This window comes from Neorhizobium puerariae (genome assembly GCF_042429745.1).
Lineage (GTDB): Bacteria > Pseudomonadota > Alphaproteobacteria > Rhizobiales > Rhizobiaceae > Neorhizobium > Neorhizobium puerariae.
Map to the genome: position 1 here is coordinate 76,484 of NZ_JBHMAA010000014.1, position 20,028 is coordinate 96,511.

The following is a 20,028-nucleotide window of genomic DNA, read 5'->3' on the forward strand; positions in this document are numbered from 1 at the left end:
GACCTCCCTGGCCATCAGGCCGTCTTTGCTTTCGAGGCAGGCATATTCGCGGACGCGTTGGACAGGTCGAGGTCGAGATGGCAACGGAACATGCCACCGGCCTCGGTCGTCTTCTGCGGCGGCGCGGTGGTGCGGCAGACATCCCCGGCGAAGGGACAGCGGGTGTGGAAACGGCAGCCGCGAGGCGGAAAGGCCGGGTTCGGCAGTTCGCCGGCGATCGGATGCAGCGATCGGTCGCCGATGTCCATGTCCGGTGCAGCGTCGATCAGGAGCCGCGTATAGGGATGGTGCGGCCTTCGGAACAATTCCTCCGACGGCGCTTCCTCCACCAGTTCCCCGAGATACATGACGCCGATCCGGTCGGCCATGATCCGCACGACCGAGAGATTATGAGTGATGAACAAGCTGGTGAGCGACAGGTTCTTCTGCAGGTCGCGCAGCAGGTTGAGGATCTGGGCCTGCACCGAGACATCGAGCGCCGACGTCGGCTCGTCGAGGATCAGGAATTCCGGTTCTCCGGCCAGCGCGCGGGCAATGCAGATGCGCTGGCGCTGGCCGCCGGAAAACTCCTGCGGATATTTCTCCGCATCCGCCGGCGACAGGCCGACCTGGGTCAGCAGTTCGTCGACGCGCGCGCGGATCGCCGCGCGGCCCTGGCGCAGCCTATGTACCCTGATCGGCTCGGCGACGATGTCCTCGATCGTCCAGCGGCCGTTCAGTGAGGAATAGGGGTCCTGGAAGATCATCTGAAGGCGTGGCGTCCTGCCCGCCGCATCCCTGCGGAAGGCGATCTCGCCGGCAGTCGGCTCCATCAGGCCGGAGACGAGGCGGGCGAGCGTGGACTTGCCGCAGCCGCTCTCGCCGACGAGGCCCATGGTTTCGCCATGGCGCACGGTAAGGCTGACATCGCTGACCGCTTTCGTGCCGCTGGCATCGGCCTTCTTCAGCCGCTCCAGAAAACCCTGGCTGCGGCGGTAGATCTTGCTGACATGGTTCAAGATGAGAAAATCCGGGGCGCTGCTCATGCAATCTCCCTTTCCAGCGGATGGAAACAGGAAAACGCAGCGCTTTCCCTCGTGGTCAGCGGCGGAATGGCAGCGCGGCAATCGCCTTCCGCCCGGAAACAGCGCGGGTTGAAAGCGCAGCCCGGTGGAATGGCGCCGAGGCCCGGCATCGCGCCGGGAATCTGGTCGAGCCGCACGCCACCATCGGCCGCCGGCATCGGCGTCGCGCGGATCAGGCCGCGGGTATAGGGATGTTTCGGCGCGGCGAAGAGGTCGGCGACCGGGCTGATCTCCGCGACGCGACCGGCATAAAGCACGGCGACGCGGTCCGCCATCTTGGCGATGACGCCGAGATCGTGGGTGATCAGCATCATGCTGACCTTGCTCTCGCAATGCAGGTCCCGCAGGAGCTGCAGGATATGCGCCTGCACCGAGACGTCGAGCGCGGTCGTCGGTTCGTCGGCGATGACGAGGGCGGGATCGGCGCAAAGCGCCAGCGCGATGACGATGCGCTGGCGCATGCCGCCGGAAAGCTGGTGCGGATAACGCCTGAACTGCGCGTCGGGATTCGGCAGGCCGACCCGCTCGATCCATTCGAGCGCCTTTTTCCTCGCCTTGTCGCCGCCGATCTTCAGATGCGCCTCGATCGTGTCGCAAAGCTGCCGGCCGATCGATATGACCGGGTTGAGACTGGTCATCGGGTCCTGGAAGACGAAGCCGATCTTGCCGCCCCGGATGCGGCGCATGGCCTTGGGCGGAAGCTGGTCCAGCCGTTCGCCGGCAAGTGTGATGGTGCCGCCGGTGCGTTTCAGGGGCGGCACGAGGAGGTCGATGATCGCAGCTCCGGTGATCGACTTGCCGGCGCCGGATTCGCCGACGATGCCAAGCACCTCGCCGGGATAGACGGAGAAGGAAACCTTGTCGAGCGCCGTGAGCGGGCGGCCGTCGCGGTTGATGGCGACCGTCAGGTCGCGGACGTCGAGAAGCGGTGTCGTCACGAGCGGCCCCTTCATGAACGCCCCCTGAGGCGCGGATTGTAGACGTCGCGCAGATGGTCGCCGAGGATGTTGACCGAGACGACGAAAGCGACGAGCACGAGGCAGGGCCAGACCGAAATCCACCATTCGCCGGATTGCAGGAAGTTGTTGCCGTTGCGGATCAGCGTGCCGAGCGATGGCGAGGTGACCGGAATGCCGATGCCGAGGAAGCTCAAGGTCGCTTCCGTGATGATGGCGATGCCGAGATTGATGGTGGCGATGACCAGGACCGGCGCCATGACGTTCGGCAGGATATGCAGGACGACGATCGACAGGTTGCTGCGGCCGGTGATGCGGGCCGCCGAGACGTAATCCTGGTCCCGCTCGATCATTACGGAGGAACGGATCGTGCGGGCGTACTGGACCCAGAAAGCGATGCCGATCGACAGCACGACGATGGCGATCGCCGTCGTGACGCTGCGTTCCGCGCCGAGCGCCGCACGCGCCGCGCCGTCGATGATCATGGCGAGCAGCAGGGCGGGATAGGCGAGCTGCACGTCGGCGACGCGCATGATGAAGGCGTCCACCTTGCCGCCGACGAAGCCCGCGACGAGGCCCAGGCCGCCGCCGACCACGAGGCCGATCAGCACGGACAGGACGCCGACGATGATCGAGGTGCGCATGCCGTAAGCCATGGCGGTCAGCAGGTTGCGGCCCTGATCGTCGGTCCCGAGCGGGAAGTTCGGCATGCCGTCGGCCATCCACATGGGCGGGAGGAAGCTGTCCATCACCGACATGCCGGCAAATTCGAACGGGTTCTGCGAAGCCAGCGGCGTCACGAAGGCGTAGACGAGCAGGACGAGGATGACGAAGGCGCAGAAGGTGGGGCCGGGCGCCTTGCGCATGGCGCGCAGGAGCCTGGCGAGACGGCCGCGGCGGGCTGCCGGGACGGAGGGAGTGTTGACGACGGACGTCATGAATGCCTCCTCAACACACGGGCATCGATCAGGGGGTAGAGCAGTTCGACGACGAGATTGATGACCATGAAGACCAGCCCGACGAAGATCAGATAGATGGCGATGACCGGAATGTCGGCCGACTGGATCGATTGCAGGAAAAGCGAGCCGAGGCCCGGCCAGGCGAAGACGTTTTCGGTCACCACCGAGAAGGCGATGATGTTGCCGAGCTGCAGGCCAAGCATGGTGATGACCGGCAGAAGCGTGTTCCTGATGGCATAGACATACCAGATGCGCGCTTCCGACAGGCCGCGAGCGCGGGCGAAACGGATGTGTTCGCTCTGGCCGACTTCCATGAGCTGGGTGCGCAGCATGCGGATGATGAACGCGACCTGGAAGGTGGAAAGCGTCGCCGCCGGCAGGATGATCGCCCGCCAGCCGGAAACCGAAAGCAGGCCCGTGGTCCAGAAGCCGAGATCGGTCACCGCGCCGCGGCCGAAGGAGGGCAGCAGGCCGAGCTGCACCGAAAAGACGGCGATCAGAAGCAGGCCGACCACGAAATTGGGCAACGTGATGCCGGCCGTCGAGATCAGCATGATGAAGCGGCCGAACAGCGAGTTCGGATTGACGCCGCAATAGATGCCGGCCGGCACGCCGACGAAGACGGTGATCAGCAGGCTGACGAAGGCAAGCTCGATCGTCGCCGGCAGGCGCTCGGCGATCAGGTGGGCGACCGGGTCCTGGGTGCGATAGGACATGCCGAAATCGCCCTGCAGGAGATTGCCCAGGAAGTGCAGGAACCGGGTCGCGAGCGGCTGGTCGAGGCCGAGCCTGGCGATCAGTTCCAGCCGTTCGTTGACGGTCGCATCGGCGGAAAGAAGTGCGGCGAGCGGGTCGCCGATATTGGCGACCAGCAGGAAGGCGATGAAGCTGATCACGAGCAGGACGACGATCGTCTGCATGATCCGTGACGCGGTGTAGTTCAGCACGGCGAAATCCTCAGCAGCAGGTATCCCCGAGCCGGTCGAGGAAGGCGACGCACTTTTCCAGCTCGGAAACGGCGATCGATTCGTCAGGCTGATGCGCATCGGCGATATCGCCCGGACCTATGACGACCGAGGGAATGCCGGCGATCTGGAAGATGCCCGCTTCCGTGCCATAGGGAACATAGCGGGGTTCGGTGCGCCCGAGAAGCGCCAGCAGTTCCCTGTCGAGCGCCGGGTCATCGTTCGGCTTCAGGCCGGGGATGCGGGCCTGCACCTCGAAGAAGACGCCGCATTCCGGATCGATCGCCTTCATTGCAGGCTCGATTTGTTCGGCGGCGAAGCGCTTCATGTGCTCCAGCACCGCCATGTCGCTTTCGCCCGGGATGATGCGCATTTCCCAGAAGAACTCGCAGCTTTCCGAAACGATATTGCCATGCAGGCCGCCCCTGATGAGGTTCACCTGGATGGTCGAATAGGGCGGGTCGAAACCGTCGAATCCGGGTCCGTTGCGCATGTCCTCGCGGATGCGGTTGATCTCGGCAAGCATGTCGCCGGCCGCCATGACGGCGTTGACATAGCGGTCCGGCCGGGACGAATGGCCGGGTTTGCCCTTGATGCGGCACCAGCCGATCAGCCCGCCCTTGTGCGCCGCGATCAGGTCCATGCCGGTGGCCTCGCCGATGACCGCGAGGCGCGGTTTCAGGCCGCTCCGGCCGATCCACTCCGCCATCGGGCCGACGCCGGTGCAGCCGACCTCCTCGTCATAGGAAAGGGCGAGATGGATCGGTTTCCTGAGGCTCTTGGCGGCGATGCCCGGCAGGGCCGCGAGACAGCAGGCGAGAAAACCCTTCATGTCGGTCGCGCCGCGGCCGATCAGCCGGCCGTTCGCCGCGCGCAGCATCCAGGGATCGCCGGTCCAGGCCTGGCCCTGCGTCGGCACCACATCCGTGTGGCCGCTGAAGACGACGCCGCCGGGCGCTTCCGGGCCGATCGAGACCAGCAGGTTCGCCTTGTCGCCTTCCGGATTGGGAAAACGGCGGACGCGCCCCCCGAAGGGGGCGACCTGTTCCTCGACATATTTGACGAGGTCGAGGTTCGAAGCCGCGCTCACGGTCGGAAAGGAAACCAGGCCGGCGAGCTGTTTCGTGATGTCCCGTGTTATGAGATCGGAGGCAGCCGTCATTACTTCACCGTGAAGTAACGCAGCGGATAGGCGAGGTCGGCCGGTTGCACGACGGTGATGTTGTCCTTCACGCCCCACAGGATATTGAGTTGGTGGAGAGGAATGAAGCCGACATCCGTCTTGATGAGCTTGAAGGCCTGCTTGATGAGGTCGGTGCGCTTGGCCTGGTCCGTCTCCTTGCCGATGGCATCGATCAGCCTGTCGACTTCAGGATTGGAATAACCGCCGATATTGAAGGCCCCAAGGCCGCTCTTCGGATCGCGGGATGCAGCGATCGAGGTCAGGAAGATATGGGCGTCGTAGGTCGCCGGCGAATAACCAAGCATGGCAAGGCTGGTATTGTATTCGGGCGGGTTGACCTGGGTCGCCCAGCGGCTGGTCGTCTGGGCGCGCGGTTCCACCTTTATGTTGATGCGGGCGAGCGAGGCGGCGACGGCGAGGCAGGTCGCCTCGTCGTTCATGAAGCGGTCGTTGGTGCAGTCGAGCGTCACCGAAAAGCCGTTTTCATAGCCGGCTTCCTTCATCAGCGCCTTGGCCTTGTCGAGGTCGGGTTTGACCGGAGCGCCGAGCGCCTCGTCGAAGCCGTTGACTTCGTGGCCGATCGGCAGGCCGACCGGAACCGAATAGTTGCGCATGATGCGTTTCTGGATCGCGCCGGTATCGATCGCCAGTTCCATGGCCTGGCGGACCTTCAGGTCCTTGAAGGGGTTCCTTGTCTTCTCGCTGCCGAAGACGAGGCTGTCCCGCGCGACATCCGGCTGGATATAGATGGTGCGGAGGTCCGGACCGGCCTGCACGCGCAGCCCGTCGGTCTTGTCGATGCGTTCGGCATCCTGGGGCGGCACGCCGTCGATCATGTCCACCTCGCCGGAAATCAGCGCCGAGACCCGCGTCGACGGATTCGGGATCACGAAGAAAGTGGCGTTGTCGATATTGCCGGTCTTCTTGTCCCACCAGCCCGGATTGGTCGCAAAGACCGTCTTCACGCCCGGGTCGCGTTCCTTGATGGCATAGGGGCCGGTGCCCATGGCGTTGCGATTGGCGAAGGTCTCGGTGGTGTTGTTGGCGGTTCCGGGCTGGACGGCGCCGTTCGCCTCGGCCCATTCCTTGTCCATGATGAACCAGTTGGTGATCTGGTTCGGCAGGATGGGATTCACGGCGCGCGTCTTGAAGCGGATCTTGTAGTCGTCGACCTTTTCGACCGAGGCGATCGAGTTGAGATTGGCCTTGATGCCACCCGTCTGGCCACGGGTGAGGGAGAAGACCACATCATCGGCGGTGAAGGGGTTTCCGTTGGAGAACCTGACGCCTTGGCGCAGGGTGAATTCCCAGGTCGTGCCGTCGACCTGTTTCCAGTCCGTCGCGAGCGCCGGCTCCAGCTTCTGCTCAGCATTGCGGCGCACCAGCGGCTCGTAGACATTGGCGAGAACGGCGAAGATCAACGTGTTCGAAACCGCATGCGGATCGAGCGTATAGGCATCGAGCGGGCCTGCGAACTTGAAGTCCGCCGCTTCGGCGACGGCCGCAAGCGGCGCGACGAGCGCGGCCGCGGCGATCGTGCCCAGCAGCATCTTGCGTTTGAATGCGGGAAACGGAAAAGGCATCATGGATCTCCTAAGCGCCAAGAGAGAGTCGGAATGCGCAATGACCCGGGAGATATTTTAAATTTAAAATATCCTGGCGAAGGAAGCTCCCCAGAGATGTGGACATGCAGCGTTCCCTGTCGTTGTCTGAATTGCCTACTAGCGAGGCTTGGGCAAACAATAGGCGTTTTAGGAAAACATGCAAGCGTATTTGATCAAATGAGCGAAACTCTTTTGCACCCGCCGGAACACGCGCGCAGCAAGCCGCTCCGCCTGTTTCCGCCGGCAGATTACAAGAGGAGTTTCAGTTGGTTATGGGCGGGTGAGGCCTGCCGGCCTCAATCTCTGGCAAACATCGGTCCGCCCCTGTGGGCGGGAAAGCCATAGCCGTTGATCATCACGAGATCGATATCGCCGGGTCTTGCGGCGATGCCTTCGGCAAGCAGCGCTTCGCCTTCCGCGGCCATGGCCTTCAGCATCCGTTCCTGGATCTCGTTCTTCGGGAAGCTGCGGGGCGTGATGCCCTTCTTCGCGCGCGCTGCCTCGATGATTGCGGTGACTTCCGGATCGATGGTGCGCTTGCCGTCCGGATAGGCGTACCAGCCGCGGCCCGCCTTCTGGCCGAAGCGCCCGGCCTCGCAGAGCGTGTCGGCGATCTCGACGTAGCGTGCGGCGGGATCGCGGGTGGCGGCCTGGCGCTTGCGGCGCGCCCAGGCGATCTCGAGCCCTGCCATGTCGTAGACGGCGAAGAGGCCCATCGGGAAGCCGTAATCCTCCAGCGCCGCATCGATCTCGTGGGGCAGGGCGCCGTCCTCCAGCAGGAATTCGGCCTCGCGGCGATAGGCGGAGAAGATGCGGTTGCCGATGAAGCCTTCCGTGACGCCGGTGACGACCGGCAGTTTCCGCAGCTTCCTGGCGAGGGCAAGTCCGGTTGCCAGCACATCCGGCGCGGTCTTCGCGCAACGGACGACTTCGAGAAGCCGCATGACGTGCGCGGGGGAAAAGAAATGCAGGCCGAGAATCCGTTCGGGATGCGCGGTCGCCGCGGCGATCTCGTCCGGATCGAGATAGCTGGTATTGGTCGCAAGCACCGCATCCCGCCGGACGACCGTGTCGAGGCGCCGGAAGAGATCGGTCTTGACGGCGAAATCGTCAAACACGGCTTCGATGACGAGGTCGCAAGGCGTGAGGTCGCCATCCGACGCCGTCACGGTCAGCCTGGCCTTTTGCGCTTCGAGGCCCGCCGGGTCGAGGCGACCGGAGGCGAGGTTGCGTTCAAGAAGGCCGAGGATGCGTTCGCGGCCCTTTGCGGCTGCTTCAGGCGTCTGGTCGAGGCCGATCACCGCATAACCGGCGCCGAGGGCGGACACGGCGATACCGCTGCCCATCAGGCCGAGGCCGCAGATGCCGATCGTGTCGACGGGGCGCGGTTCGACGCCTTCCAGCCCTTCGACCCTGGAGGATTCCCGTTCGGCAAAGAAGACGTGGCGCAGGGCCGCCGCTTCCCGGCTATCGCGGAGCGCCAGGAAGGTCGCGCGTTCATCCGCGAGGCCCTCCGCGAAGGGGCGTGTGGAGGAGGCGACCAGCCGCACCGCTTCGGCCGGCGCCTTCTGGCCGCGCGCCCTGGCGAGAATCCTTGCCGAAGCCTTTTCGACCTCGGCCGGATCGGTGGCCGGGACCGTCAGCCTGCCGGTGCGGCGGAGCGGTTTTCCGGCAAGATCCAGCGCGGCCGATATGGCCGCTGCGATGAAGTCGTCTTTGGCGATTTCATCTGCGATGCCGAGGGACAGGGCTTCTTCCGCCTTCACCGAACGGCCGGAGGCGATCAGATCGAGCGCGGCCGGAATGCCGACAAGGCGCGGCAGGCGCTGCGTGCCGCCCGCACCCGGCACGAGGCCGAGCTTGACTTCCGGCAGGCCGACCTGCGCGGCCGACGAGACAATGCGATGATGGCAGGCGAGCGCCACTTCCAGCCCGCCGCCAAGGGCTGCCCCGTTCAGCACCGCGACGACCGGCCTGGACAGGTTTTCGATCTTCTCGATGACAACCGGCAGGATCGGCTCCACGGGCTGCTTGCCGAACTCCCTCATATCGGCGCCGCCGATGAAGGTCCTGCCCGCACCCGTGATGACGACACCCTTCACGTCGTCGGCGGCTTCCGCGTGGTCGAGGGCCTTTTCAAGCCCGATGCGGACATCCGCGGATGTCGCATTGACCGGAGCATTGTCGATCGTGACGATCAGGACTTCGCCCCGGATCGTGGCCGAGACCGTGGACGAAAATCCGATCGCGTCACGCATGGCGGCTTACTCCGGAATGACGGCGGTTGCCTGGATTTCGATCTTGGCGCGGTCTTCCACCAGCGCCACGACCTGCATGGCCGCCATGGCCGGGAAATGCTTGCCCATGACCTCGCGGTAAACCTGGCCGATGCCCTTGAGATTGGCGAGGTATTCGGCCTTGTCGGTGAAATACCAGGTCATGGCGGTGACGTGCTGGGGGCCGGCGCCGGCCTCCGTCAAAACGGCTACGACGTTCGCGAGCGTCTGGCGCACCTGTCCCACGAAATCGTCGGTTTCGAACTGGCACTGGGCATTCCAGCCGATCTGCCCACCCACGAAGATCTGGCGGCCGGTGGCGGCGACGCCGTTGGCGTAACCGATCGGTTTTGCCCAGCCTTCAGGCTGCAGAATCGTGTGCATCATTCTTCTCCAAATGCTGTGTCAGCGCTGCGCGCATGTCGTCTGGCCATTGGCAGGCCTTGTGGGTTTCGAGGGAGGTGGCAACAAGCCGCTGCCGCGCGGTCCAGAGCAGCCGGTCGCCGGCCCGGACCTCGTGTTCAAGGTCGAGCGAGCTGTTGCCGATCCGAACGACCTTGACGGTGAAATCCATCAGGTCGCCGTGAAAGCCGGGGTTCTTGAAAGCGAGGTCCAGCGTTATCGTCGGAAGGCCCACCCTCCGTTCGCTGATCATCTCCGGCCAGGGGAGGCCGATCTCCCGGAAGAACTCTTCATACACCCCGACCAGTATGTTGAGATAAGACGGGAAATAGGCGATGCCGGAGGGGTCGCAATCTCCGAAGTTCAGCCGGCGGGATGTCGTGTAAGCCATTGTTTTCACGCCTTCAGAAGTTCGCGGGCGATGATGAGCTTCTGCACCTCGGTGGCGCCTTCGTAGATGCGCAGCGCCCGGATCTCGCGATAGAGGCTTTCGGTGATCTCGCCGCTTCTGACGCCGCGGCCGCCGAAAATCTGCACGGCGCGATCGATGACCTTCTGTGCGTTTTCCGTCGCGACCATTTTCGCCATGGCTGCTTCCTTCGTGGTCGGCAGATCCTGCACGTCGCGGCGCCAGGCGGCGCGATAGGTGAGCAGCGCGCCGGCGTCGATCTCGGCAGCCATGTCGCCGAACGCGGCCTGGGTGAGCTGCAGGTCGGAGAGATGGTTGCCGAACATCGGTCGCGCCCTGGCATGGGCGACTGCCTCGTCCAGCGCGCGCCTCGCGAATCCGAGGGCGGCTGCGGCGACGGAGGCTCGGAAGATGTCGAGTGTCCGCATGGCGATCTTGAAGCCTTCGCCGGGGGCGCCGAGCAGGCGGGAGGCGGGGATGCGGCAGTTCTCGAAACGGATCGTCGCCAGTGGATGCGGGGCGATCACGTCGATGCGTTCGGCGATCGAGAAGCCCGGATCGTCGGCGAAGACCACGAGGGCGGAAATGCCGCGCGTGCCCGGTGCCTCGCCGGTGCGGGCGAAGACCGTATAGACATCGGCGATGCCGCCGTTGGAGATCCAGGTCTTCTCGCCGTCGAGGACATAGTGGTCGCCATCCCTGCGGGCGGCGCAGGCCATGGCGGCGACATCCGAGCCGGCTTCCTTTTCGGAAAGCGCGAAGGCGGAAATCCATTCGCCGGACTGTGCCTTCGGCAGGACCGTGCGGCGCAGTTCCTCGGAGCCGGAGAGGCCGATCGCGCCGGTGCCGAGGCCCTGCATGGCGAAGGCGAAATCGGCAAGACCGTCGTGCCACGCGAGCGTTTCGCGGGTCAAGCAGGCGGCCCGGCTATCGATCGGCCGGCTGCCGCCGGCGCCGGTCGCGGCATCCAGAAGGCCTGCCTGCCCCAAGGCTCTGACGATCGCGCGGCAGGCGCCGTCCGTGTCCGAGTGGTCGATATGGCCGAGCGCATCGGATGCAGCGAAGGCATCCAGCTTTTGCGCGAGCGCCCTGTGGCTCTCGTCGAAGAACGGCCAGTCGAGGAAATCCCTCTCCGGTCCTCTGGCCGGCCCTTTGGAGGTGGAATGCGCGGCCATCAGTTGCCCTCGAAAGCCGGCTTGCGCTTCTCGGCAAAAGCCTCGAAAGCGCGGCGGAAATCCTTGGTCGCCATGCAGATTGCCTGGGCCTGCGCTTCGGATTCGATCATTTCCTCGATGCCCATGGCCCATTCCTGGTTCAGCATGGCCTTGGTCATCGTGTGGGCGAACCACGGGCCGTCGGCCAGCGAATGAGCGAGCTTCACAGCTTCGGCCTCGACCTTGCCGGCGGCGTGCAGCGCATTGTAGAAGCCCCAGGCCTGCCCCTCGTCGGCGCTCATCGAGCGGCCGGTGAAGAGCAGTTCGGCGGCGCGGCCCTGGCCGATGATGCGCGGCAAGATGCCGCAGGCGCCCATGTCCGCACCGGCAAGGCCAACGCGGGTGAAGAGAAAAGCCGTCTTTGCCTCCGGCGTGGCGAGCCGCATGTCGGAAGCCATGGCAAGGATGGCGCCTGCGCCGACGCAGATGCCGTCGACGGCGGCGACGATCGGCTGCGGGCACTTCTTCATCGCCTTGACGAGATCGCCGGTCATGCGGGTGAAGGCCAGCAGGTCCGGCATCGCCATATGGGTCAACGGCTCGATGATTTCGAAAACGTCGCCGCCGGAGGAGAAATTGCCGCCCGCGCCGGTGAGTACGACGGCGCGGATATCGGAGGCGTAGACGAGATCGCGGAAGAGATCGCGCAGCTCCGCATAGCTTTCGAAGGTCAGCGGGTTCTTGCGCTCCGGCCGGTTGAGTCGGATCGTCGCGACGCGGCCGTTCCCGCTCACTTCCCAGAGGAAATGCTTCGGCTGGTAATCCTGGAAGCTGCGCTTCATTTCCTTCATCGCGTCACTCATGCCCGTCTCCTCTCCCTCTCATCGACCGGCCGCCTGTCGGCGCCCGGAAATTCCTGCGTCAGTCGTTGGCCGAGGGCGGCAGGAAATCCACCTCGTGCGCGGCGGAGACCTTCACGATTTCCTCCACATCGCTCATTTCGTGCAGCTTCTCGAAAAGCTGGCGGAGCTTGCGGGCGGGCGAGACCCAGAAAAGCGCCCGGCACGGCTTGTCGGATTTGTTGAAGTAACCGTGAGGGATGCCGCGCGGCATGCGGACCAGATCTCCGGCCTTTGCCTTGACCCATTGACCGTCGAGCTTCAGATCGAGTTCACCCTCCTGCACCAGGATGAATTCGTCCTGGGTCGGATGGATGTGCACCGGAACGAACTGCCCCGGCAGGCTGTTGGTCTCGAAGGCGAAGGTGTCGTCGCAGACCACTTTTGGAAAATAGACCTGGCCAAGGATGTTCCAGGTGGTGCCGTCATATCCGCTGCCGTTCTCGGTGATGCCCTTTTCGAGTTCCATCTCGATCTCCCAGGTTTCGTTTCCTTGGCTCATGTCCGGGCCGGCTAGCCTGCCATGACTTCTCCCCCGGCAACCGCGATTGCCTGTCCGTTGATCGATGCCGCGGCTGGCGATGCCAGCCACAGAACCGTATCCGCAATCTCCTCCGGCTTCACCAGACGCCCTTGCGGATTGCTTTTCGTGAACTCTTTCAAAGCCTGTTCCTCTGTCCGGCCGGTTTTCGCGACGATCGTCCCGATCGAGCGGGCGATCAGCGGCGTATCGGTAAACCCGGGGCAGACGGCGTTGACGGTGATGCCGGTCTTCGCCAGCTCCAGCGCCAGCGAGCGGGTGAGGCCGACGACGCCGTGCTTGGCGGCGACATAGGCGGCGACATAGGCGTATCCCGTCAGGCCCGCCGTCGAGGCGATGTTGATGATGCGGGCGCCGGCGCCGCAGGCCTTCAGGTCCGGCAGGGTGGCCTGGGTCACCAGGAAGACGCCGGTCAGGTCCACCGCCATGACCCGGTTCCACATGTCGAGCGACGTCTTCTCGAAGGGTGCGCTCGGGCCTTCGCCGGCATTGTTCACGAGGATATCGACCGGGCCGAAGCAGGCGCGGGCCGTCTTCAGGCCGGTTTCGATCGCAGCGGGATCGGTGACATCGAAACCGGCGGCAACGCAGGCCTTGTCCTTGCCGAATGTGACGGCGAGCGCTTCCAGCGGTTCGGCCCGCCGTCCGGCCAGCGTCACGCGCGCACCGGCTTCCACCAGTGCCGTGGCGATCGCCGCGCCGATGCCGCTGCCCGCGCCGGTGACGAGGGCGTGACGGTTGGCGAACCTGGCGGTGGTCGTTTCGCTCATGATGCGATCCTTATTTCGCCACGGCCGCCGGGCCGACAGCAGGAGGAGCAGCGGCTGCGGCCGCGCGGGCGAGATTGGTCTCGTATTGCGACTTGCCGGAATAATACTGTTTCGGCCACGGGATGTTCGTCAGGCCGATCCTGGCCGCCTCGTGCAGCACCCAGGCGGGGTCGGCGAGATGCGGGCGGGCGACGGCGCAGAGATCGGCGCGGCCGGCGGCGATGATCGAATTGGCGTGATCGGCTTCGGAGATCGCGCCGACGGCGATGGTCGGGATGCCGATTTCGTTGCGGATCTTGTCGGAGAAAGGCGTCTGGAAAAGGCGGCCGTAGACCGGCTTTTCCTCCTTCCACACCTGGCCCGACGAGCAGTCGATCAGGTCGGCGCCGGCCTCCTTGAACATTTTCGCGAAGATTGCCGCATCTTCCGGCGTGTTGCCGCCCTCGAACCAGTCGTGGCAGGAAAGGCGAACGGAAACCGGCCTGTCTTCCGGCCAGACCTCGCGGACCGCCCTGAAGACCTCCAGCGGATAACGGGCGCGATTTTCGTGGCTGCCGCCATATTCGTCAGTGCGGACATTGGTCAGCGACGAAAGGAAGCTCGACAGAAGATAACCGTGCGCACAGTGCAGTTCCAGCCAGTCGGCGCCGGCTTCCGCCGCATATCGCGCGGCGCGGACGTGATCGGCCTTCACGCGATCCATGTCGGCGCGGTCCATCGTCTTCGGGACCTGGCTGTTCTTGAGATAGGGCAGCGCCGAGGCAGAGATCAGCGGCCAGTTGCCGGCTGTCAACGGCTGGTCGATGCCTTCCCAGGCGACCTTGGTCGAACCCTTGCGTCCGGCGTGGCCGATCTGGATGCCGACCTTGGCGGTGGAATTCTCATGCACGAACGTGACGAAGCGTTTCCACTGCGCGGCCTGCCCGTCGTTCCAGAGGCCGAGGCAGCCGGGGGTGATGCGGGCATCGGGCGACACGCAGGTCATTTCCCCAAAGACCAGACCGGCACCGCCGAGCGCGCGGGAGCCGAGATGGACGAGATGGAAATCGTCCATCAGTCCGTCCCTGGCGGAATACATGGCCATGGGCGACATGACGATGCGGTTCGGCAGGTGGGTGTCGCGCAGCGAGTACGGGGTGAACATCGGCGGAAGGGGGCGGCCGTTGCTGCCCACATCGAGGCCGTTCCTTTTCGCGAACCAGCGCTCGTAGCCTTCCAGCCACCTGGGGTCGCGCAGGCGAAGATTTTCGTGGCTGATGCGCTGCGAGCGGGTCAGCATGGAATACATGAACTGCTCCGGCTCCAGCGTGTCGGCGTAACGCTGGCCGACGACCTCGAACCATTCCATGGCATTGCGGGCTGCGTTCTGGATGCGGGCGACATCGACGCGGCGGATTTCCTCGTAGGTTTCGAGGACGGCCGGGATGCTTTCCCTGTTGTGGCCCAGCTTGTTGAACTGGCTGGTGAGCTCGATGGCATCGTCGATCGCGAGCTTCGTGCCGGAGCCGATCGCGAAATGCGCGGTGTGGGCGGCGTCGCCCATCAGCACGACATGGGAATTGCCGTTGAAATGGCTCCACTTGCCGCAGATCAGGCGGTTGAAGTTGAGCCAGGCGGAACCGCGCAGATGCCGTGCGTTGGTCATCAGCCCGGCGCCTTCGAGAACCTCGGAGAAGAGGTTCTGGCAGAAGTCGATGGACTGCTGCTGATCCATCCGGCCGAGGCCGTGCTTTTCGTAAGCCTCTTCGGTCGTCTCGACGATGAAGGTCGAGGTCTTGTCGTCGAACTTGTAGATATGCGCCTGGAACCAGCCGTGGTCCGTCTTGCGGAAGTCGAAGGTGAAGGCGTCGAACAGCTTGTTGGTGCCGAGCCAGATGTAGCGGTTCGGGCGCACGACGAGATCGGGTTGGAAGACTTCCGGATAACGGTTGCGGATCTTCGAATTGAAGCCGTCGGAGGCGATGATCAGGTCCGCGTCGGGATAGTCCGTGTCGCCATTCGCTTCCGTTTCGAAGATCAGCTCGACGCCGAGCGCCTCGCAGCGGCGCTGCAAAATATTCAGGAGCTTCTTGCGGCCGATGCCGACGAAGCCGTGCCCGGAGGTGCGCTGGCGGGTGCCCTTGAAGAGCAGTTCGATATCGTCCCAGTGGTTGAAGGCGTCTTCGATCTCGGCGGCGCTTTCCGGGTCCCAAGCGCGCATGGAAACCATCGTCGCATCGGAAAAGACGACGCCCCAGCCGAAGGTGTCATAGGGCCGGTTGCGTTCGACCACCGAGATCGAGTGCTCGGGATGAAATTTCTTCATCAGGAGCGCGAAATAAAGACCCGCAGGACCACCACCGATACAGACGATGCGCATATCCAATTCCTCCTGACGTTCCATTGCTCATTATTTTAAGTTTAAACTATATGGCGTTCGACCGAACCGTCAAGCGGATAATTCCCCCGACCTCGGTTTTATCGGCAGCCCGTTCAGGCTTCGTTTTTCCGCCCCAGCCAGCCGGGATCATATTCGGGAAGCGGGATGGCATCGAGAAGCGCGCCTGCCGTAGGTCACCTCGATGCCGGTGGCGGTGAGAAGGCTCATGTCCATCAGCTGATTCCGATTTCCTAGCGAAGTTCGCGAAAGACGGCTTCCGGAACCGGCTCCAGCCCGGCATCCGGCCGGTCGTAGCGCGGCCCGGCGGCGATCAGCGTCCTGGTGTAGTTGTGCTGCGGGTTTTCCAGCACGCTGCGCACCAGGCACTGCTCGATGACCTTGCCACTCGACCAGACTTGCGGACAGGCTGTCCGTGTCGGGCTCATTCGTCTGGATTGTTGAACGTTAAAATAAGTGCGGAACGGCGGCAAGGGCTATTTGCGGCCGTTCCGCGCGATTTTAACGCCAGCTTGGTCAAATAATATGCATATGCATATATAAGCGTTCAGGTGAGCGGCTTGGCAAAGTTATCTATATCCCGAAATCACGCTTTCTATTCCCGTGCCATTTGTGAATTGACAAATGCACAGGGGCGAAAATATGCTTTTGCAAATGTTTATGGCTTGAAGCCGAAAAGGCAAAGGGGAACTGCCATGGCCGAGCGATCTTTTGCGCGCGAAGTCGAGGATTTGAAGCTGGGAGACGGTGAGATTTTTCGCGGTGAGGGCATCCTTGCCATCACCAAGGCGCTGCTGCAGTCCGGCGTCTCCTATGTCGGCGGTTACCAGGGGTCGCCGATCTCCCACCTGATGGACGTGCTGGCCGACGCCAAGGACGTGATGGAGGATCTCGGGATACATTTCGAGACCTCCGCCTCGGAAGCGGCCGCGGCCGCGATGTTATCGGCTTCCGTCATGTATCCGGTGCGCGGCGCGGTCACCTGGAAGTCGACTGCCGGCACGAACGTCGCGTCCGATGCGCTCTCCAACCTTTCCTCCGGCGGCGTCACCGGCGGCGCGCTGATCATTCTCGGCGAGGATTTCGGCGAGGGCTCGTCGATCATGCAGGAGCGGAGCCATGCCTTTGCGATGAAGTCGCAGATGTGGCTTCTCGATCCGCGTCCGAACCTGCCTTCGATCGTCCAGGCGGTGGAAGACGGTTTCGAACTGTCGGAAGCCTCCTCCACGCCGGTCATGCTGCAGGTTCGCATCCGCGCCTGCCATGTGCACGGGCAGTTCGTCGCGAAGGACAACAAGCGCCCTGCCTATACGCTGAAACAGGCGCTGGAAAACCCGGTGCGGGATGTCAACCGCATCGTCCTGCCGCCGGCGAACTTCATCCATGAGAAGGACAAGCTGGAGCGCCGCTGGCCGGCCGCGGTGAGTTTCATCAGGGAGAGGAAGATCAACGAGTTCTTCGGCCCGGAAGAGGGCGAGATCGGGATCATCCTGCTGGGCGGCATGTACAACGGAGTGATGCGGGCGCTGCAGCAGCTCGGCCTTGCGGATGTCTACGGCAATTCGTCCATTCCGCTTTACGTGATGAACGTCGCCTATCCGACGATCGATGACGAGGTCGTCGATTTCTGCGCCGGCAAGAAGGCCGTCGTCATGGTCGAGGAAGGCGCGCCGGAATATATCGAGCAGACGCTGCATACCCTGCTGCGGCGGCGGGACATCCAGACGAAGCTTCACGGCAAGGATATCCTGCCGCTCGGCGGCGAATATACCGCGCCGGTGATGATGAAGGGCCTGAAGACCTTTATCGAGATGTATGGCCGGATGCTGCTCGGCAACCAGCCGCCAGTGCCGGACCCGACGCCGATCCTCAACGACCCGAAGGTCCGGGCGCTGGCGGAAGTCGTGCCGGCGCGTCCCGCGGGCTTCTGTACCGGCTGTCCCGAGCGGCCGATCTTCGCGGCCATGAAACTGGTCGAGAAGGAACTCGGCGAGCATCATGTCTCCGCCGATATCGGCTGTCATCTCTTCTCGATCCTGCCGCCCTTCAATATCGGCGGCACGACCATGGGCTACGGTCTCGGGCCCGCGTCGGCTTCCGCCTTCAACGTGGATGCCGGAAAGCGGTCGATCTCCGTCATGGGCGATGGCGGTTTCTGGCATAACGGCCTGGCGACCTCGGTCGGCAATGCGGTTTTCAACAAGCAGGACGGCGTCATCCTCGTCGTCGACAACTACTATTCGGCGGCGACCGGCGGACAGGACATCATGTCCTCGCGGGCGATCAACCCGAACCGCAAGACGAACAATACGATCGTGAACGCGGTGAAGGGCATCGGCGCGACCTGGGTGCGCCAGATCGATCGCACCTACGATGTCGCCAGGATGCGCGATACGCTCAGGGAAGCGCTGACGAGCGAGGAAAAAGGGCCGAAGATCATCGTCGCCTCCTCCGAATGCATGCTGAACAAGCAGCGCCGCGTGAAGCCGCAATTCGCCAAGGCGGTGAAGGACGGCAAGCGCATGGTGAAGGAGCGGTTCGGCGTGGACGAGGATGTCTGCACCGGCGATCACGCCTGCATCCGCCTCTCCGGCTGTCCGTCGCTTTCGGTGAAGCATACGGACGATCCGCTGAAGGACGATCCGGTCGCGGCGATCGACAACAGCTGCGTCGGCTGCGGCAATTGCGGCGAGGTTTCCGAGGCGGCCGTGCTCTGTCCGTCCTTCTATCGCGCCGACGTGATCCACAACCCGACGGGTTGGGACAGGTTCGTTTCCCGCATACGCAACCGGGTGATCGGCTGGCTGCAGGCCCGCCGCGCCGCCGGCCGCATCGTGTTTGCGGATTGAGGGGGGCAGGACATGAACGAGACCGTGAACCCGAAAACCCTTCCCGTTTCCGACAAGCCGCTGGCGCTTGCCATCCTCGCCATGGGCGGCCAGGGCGGTGGCGTGCTGGCCGACTGGATCGTCGGCCTTGCCGAAGAGCAGGGCTGGATGGCGCAGTCCACCTCCGTGCCGGGCGTCGCCCAGCGCACCGGCGCGACGATCTACTACATCGAGATGCTGCCCGCGCGGAACGGCGTGTCGCCGATCTTCTCGCTGATGCCGACGCCGGGCGACGTGGATGTCGTGCTCGCCGCCGAATTGATGGAGGCCGGCCGCTCCGTGCTGCGCGGCCTCGTGACGCCCGACAAGACCACGCTGATCGCTTCCACGCACCGCTCCTTCGCGGTCGGAGAAAAGGAAAAGCCGGGCGACGGCACGGGCGATCCCACCGTCGTGGTGGGGGCTACGGATTTTGCAGCCAGGCGCACCATCGCCTTCGACATGGATACGCTGGCGCTCAAGAACGGCAGCGTGATCTCCGCCTCTATGTTCGGCGCGCTCGCCGCGGCCGACGTGCTACCCTTTCCCAAGGAAGCGTTTGAGGCGACGATCCGCGGCGGAGGCAAAGGCGTCGAGCCGAGCCTGAGGGCCTTCAATGCCGCGTTCGAGCGCGCCAGGGCCAAGCCAAGGGACGAGGTAAGCGCCTCGCCGCCGAAGCGTTTCGACGCCATGCCGGAAACGGCCGGCCATCCGGAACTCGACCGTCTCGTGCATCGCCTGCGCGCCGAGTTTCCGGAAGCGGCCTGGCCCCTGCTGTTTGCCGGAGCCAGGAAGCTCACGGATTTTCAGGACCCCGCTTATGCCGGCGAATATCTCGACCGGGTCGGCAAGCTCCTCGCACTCGACCGCGCCAATGGCGGTGAGGAGCGGGACTATGCCTTCACGGTCCAGGCGGCGAAATATGTCGCGGTCGCGATGGCTTACGACGACGTCATCCGCGTTGCGGACCTCAAGACCCGCGGCTCCCGTTTCGACCGGGTCCGCAAGGAGGTCGGCGTCAAGCAGGATCAGATCCTCTACATGACCGAATACATGCATCCGCGCATGGAGGAGGTCTGCGGCACGCTGCCGAAGGGGCTCGGCCTGTGGATCGAGAGCCGGCCGGGACTCTTCGCCTGGCTGGACCGCCGCATCAACAAGGGTCGCCGGGTGCAGACCGGCACGCTCTTTTGGTTCCTGGCGCTCTATGCGCTCGCCGCGCTCCGCCGCACCCGCCGCGGCACGTTGCGGCATCTGCGGGAAGCCGAACATCGGGAAGCATGGCTCAAGGCCGCAACCTCGCTCCTGTCGGGCAATTATGATCTCGCCGTCGAAGTAATCAACAATCGCCGCCTGGTGAAGGGATATTCCGATACCCATGCGCGCGGGCTTTCGAAATTCGATCGCGTCATGTCGGCTCTCGAGACGCTGGCCGGGCGGGAGGATGGCGCGGCGTGGATGAAGCGCCTGCGACAGGCGGCCCTCCTCGACGAGAACGGCATTGCGCTCGATGGCGCCTTGAAGACCGTGGCCACGCTTTAAGCCTACAGGTTAAGTCCAATGGCCGGTTTTTAAGCATATCAGACACATTATAGCCGTGAT

General features: G+C 64.1%; 17 protein-coding genes. 2 read left to right on the forward strand and 15 right to left on the reverse strand.

The features are described 5' to 3' along the window. Positions 1 to 14: 14 nt before the first annotated feature. From ACFFP0_RS12285 to ACFFP0_RS12355, 15 genes are all read right to left on the reverse strand, one after another. Positions 15 to 1,025 (reverse strand): ABC transporter ATP-binding protein, encoded by a 1,011-nt coding sequence (locus ACFFP0_RS12285; protein ID WP_377260882.1) that lies wholly within the window; start codon positions 1,023 to 1,025, stop codon positions 15 to 17. Continuing rightward, positions 1,022 to 2,017 (reverse strand): ABC transporter ATP-binding protein, encoded by a 996-nt coding sequence (locus ACFFP0_RS12290; protein WP_377260884.1) that lies wholly within the window; start codon positions 2,015 to 2,017, stop codon positions 1,022 to 1,024. Before ACFFP0_RS12290 ends, ACFFP0_RS12285 begins: the two co-directional genes overlap by 4 nt. After that, positions 2,014 to 2,958, reverse strand: a complete 945-nt coding sequence (locus ACFFP0_RS12295) for an ABC transporter permease (RefSeq protein WP_377260886.1) — start codon at positions 2,956 to 2,958, stop codon at positions 2,014 to 2,016. The genes ACFFP0_RS12290 and ACFFP0_RS12295 overlap by 4 nt, the downstream gene beginning before the upstream one ends. Then, positions 2,955 to 3,923 carry an ABC transporter permease gene (locus ACFFP0_RS12300; RefSeq protein WP_377261277.1) on the reverse strand — a complete coding sequence of 323 codons (969 nt, stop codon included), beginning with the start codon at positions 3,921 to 3,923 and terminating at the stop codon, positions 2,955 to 2,957. The genes ACFFP0_RS12295 and ACFFP0_RS12300 overlap by 4 nt, the downstream gene beginning before the upstream one ends. A gap of 13 nt (positions 3,924 to 3,936) precedes the next feature. Continuing rightward, the gene (argE, locus tag ACFFP0_RS12305) at positions 3,937 to 5,106 is read right to left on the reverse strand and encodes an acetylornithine deacetylase (protein ID WP_377260889.1); all 1,170 of its coding nucleotides are present in this window, start codon (positions 5,104 to 5,106) and stop codon (positions 3,937 to 3,939) included. Next, complete coding sequence (locus tag ACFFP0_RS12310; RefSeq protein ID WP_377260891.1) at positions 5,106 to 6,710, reverse strand: ABC transporter substrate-binding protein; 1,605 nt, start codon at positions 6,708 to 6,710, stop codon at positions 5,106 to 5,108. The genes argE and ACFFP0_RS12310 overlap by 1 nt, the downstream gene beginning before the upstream one ends. A 317-nt stretch (positions 6,711 to 7,027) precedes the next feature. Continuing rightward, on the reverse strand, positions 7,028 to 8,989 hold the full coding sequence (locus ACFFP0_RS12315) for a 3-hydroxyacyl-CoA dehydrogenase NAD-binding domain-containing protein (RefSeq protein ID WP_377260893.1): 1,962 nt from the start codon (positions 8,987 to 8,989) through the stop codon (positions 7,028 to 7,030). A 6-nt stretch (positions 8,990 to 8,995) separates the two neighbouring features. Beyond that, entirely contained in the window at positions 8,996 to 9,391 is a 396-nt protein-coding gene (locus tag ACFFP0_RS12320) for a RidA family protein (protein ID WP_377260895.1), read from the reverse strand. Next, the gene (locus ACFFP0_RS12325) at positions 9,369 to 9,800 is read right to left on the reverse strand and encodes an acyl-CoA thioesterase (protein ID WP_377260897.1); all 432 of its coding nucleotides are present in this window, start codon (positions 9,798 to 9,800) and stop codon (positions 9,369 to 9,371) included. Before ACFFP0_RS12325 ends, ACFFP0_RS12320 begins: the two co-directional genes overlap by 23 nt. A 5-nt stretch (positions 9,801 to 9,805) precedes the next feature. Beyond that, entirely contained in the window at positions 9,806 to 10,993 is a 1,188-nt protein-coding gene (locus tag ACFFP0_RS12330) for an acyl-CoA dehydrogenase family protein (RefSeq protein ID WP_377260899.1), read from the reverse strand. Then, on the reverse strand, positions 10,993 to 11,835 hold the full coding sequence (locus tag ACFFP0_RS12335) for an enoyl-CoA hydratase family protein (RefSeq protein WP_377260901.1): 843 nt from the start codon (positions 11,833 to 11,835) through the stop codon (positions 10,993 to 10,995). Before ACFFP0_RS12335 ends, ACFFP0_RS12330 begins: the two co-directional genes overlap by 1 nt. A gap of 58 nt (positions 11,836 to 11,893) precedes the next feature. After that, complete coding sequence (locus ACFFP0_RS12340) at positions 11,894 to 12,340, reverse strand: cupin domain-containing protein (protein ID WP_377260903.1); 447 nt, start codon at positions 12,338 to 12,340, stop codon at positions 11,894 to 11,896. 44 nt (positions 12,341 to 12,384) lie between these two features. Further along, the gene (locus ACFFP0_RS12345) at positions 12,385 to 13,182 is read right to left on the reverse strand and encodes an SDR family NAD(P)-dependent oxidoreductase (RefSeq protein WP_377260906.1); all 798 of its coding nucleotides are present in this window, start codon (positions 13,180 to 13,182) and stop codon (positions 12,385 to 12,387) included. A gap of 10 nt (positions 13,183 to 13,192) precedes the next feature. Then, entirely contained in the window at positions 13,193 to 15,541 is a 2,349-nt protein-coding gene (locus ACFFP0_RS12350; protein ID WP_377260908.1) for a bifunctional salicylyl-CoA 5-hydroxylase/oxidoreductase, read from the reverse strand. A 251-nt stretch (positions 15,542 to 15,792) separates the two neighbouring features. Further along, positions 15,793 to 15,987: a hypothetical protein gene (locus ACFFP0_RS12355; RefSeq protein WP_377260910.1), complete on the reverse strand. Its 195-nt coding sequence runs from the start codon at positions 15,985 to 15,987 to the stop codon at positions 15,793 to 15,795. 267 nt (positions 15,988 to 16,254) lie between these two features. Between ACFFP0_RS12355 and ACFFP0_RS12360 the strand changes: the two genes are divergently transcribed. After that, a complete protein-coding gene (locus ACFFP0_RS12360; RefSeq protein WP_377260912.1) occupies positions 16,255 to 18,408 on the forward strand; it encodes a thiamine pyrophosphate-dependent enzyme in 2,154 nt (717 codons plus the stop codon). 12 nt (positions 18,409 to 18,420) lie between these two features. After that, positions 18,421 to 19,968 carry an indolepyruvate oxidoreductase subunit beta family protein gene (locus ACFFP0_RS12365; RefSeq protein ID WP_377260914.1) on the forward strand — a complete coding sequence of 516 codons (1,548 nt, stop codon included), beginning with the start codon at positions 18,421 to 18,423 and terminating at the stop codon, positions 19,966 to 19,968. The last annotated feature ends 60 nt before the right edge of the window (positions 19,969 to 20,028 follow it).

Excerpts from the sequence above, each read along its gene's own strand:
- ACFFP0_RS12335 (WP_377260901.1), bottom strand. The coding sequence starts at position 11,835 with ATGAGTGACGCGATGAAGGAAATGAAGCGCAGCTTCCAGGATTACCAG.
- ACFFP0_RS12315 (WP_377260893.1), bottom strand. The coding sequence starts at position 8,989 with ATGCGTGACGCGATCGGATTTTCGTCCACGGTCTCGGCCACGATCCGG.
- ACFFP0_RS12340 (WP_377260903.1), bottom strand. The coding sequence starts at position 12,340 with ATGGAACTCGAAAAGGGCATCACCGAGAACGGCAGCGGATATGACGGC.
- ACFFP0_RS12325 (WP_377260897.1), bottom strand. The coding sequence starts at position 9,800 with ATGGCTTACACGACATCCCGCCGGCTGAACTTCGGAGATTGCGACCCC.
- ACFFP0_RS12295 (WP_377260886.1), bottom strand. The coding sequence starts at position 2,958 with ATGACGTCCGTCGTCAACACTCCCTCCGTCCCGGCAGCCCGCCGCGGC.
- ACFFP0_RS12330 (WP_377260899.1), bottom strand. The coding sequence starts at position 10,993 with ATGGCCGCGCATTCCACCTCCAAAGGGCCGGCCAGAGGACCGGAGAGG.
- ACFFP0_RS12310 (WP_377260891.1), bottom strand. The coding sequence starts at position 6,710 with ATGCCTTTTCCGTTTCCCGCATTCAAACGCAAGATGCTGCTGGGCACG.
- ACFFP0_RS12355 (WP_377260910.1), bottom strand. The coding sequence starts at position 15,987 with ATGAGCCCGACACGGACAGCCTGTCCGCAAGTCTGGTCGAGTGGCAAG.
- ACFFP0_RS12350 (WP_377260908.1), bottom strand. The coding sequence starts at position 15,541 with ATGCGCATCGTCTGTATCGGTGGTGGTCCTGCGGGTCTTTATTTCGCG.
- ACFFP0_RS12365 (WP_377260914.1), top strand. The coding sequence starts at position 18,421 with ATGAACGAGACCGTGAACCCGAAAACCCTTCCCGTTTCCGACAAGCCG.
- ACFFP0_RS12320 (WP_377260895.1), bottom strand. The coding sequence starts at position 9,391 with ATGCACACGATTCTGCAGCCTGAAGGCTGGGCAAAACCGATCGGTTAC.
- ACFFP0_RS12290 (WP_377260884.1), bottom strand. The coding sequence starts at position 2,017 with ATGAAGGGGCCGCTCGTGACGACACCGCTTCTCGACGTCCGCGACCTG.
- ACFFP0_RS12285 (WP_377260882.1), bottom strand. The coding sequence starts at position 1,025 with ATGAGCAGCGCCCCGGATTTTCTCATCTTGAACCATGTCAGCAAGATC.
- ACFFP0_RS12345 (WP_377260906.1), bottom strand. The coding sequence starts at position 13,182 with ATGAGCGAAACGACCACCGCCAGGTTCGCCAACCGTCACGCCCTCGTC.
- argE (WP_377260889.1), bottom strand. The coding sequence starts at position 5,106 with ATGACGGCTGCCTCCGATCTCATAACACGGGACATCACGAAACAGCTC.
- ACFFP0_RS12360 (WP_377260912.1), top strand. The coding sequence starts at position 16,255 with ATGGCCGAGCGATCTTTTGCGCGCGAAGTCGAGGATTTGAAGCTGGGA.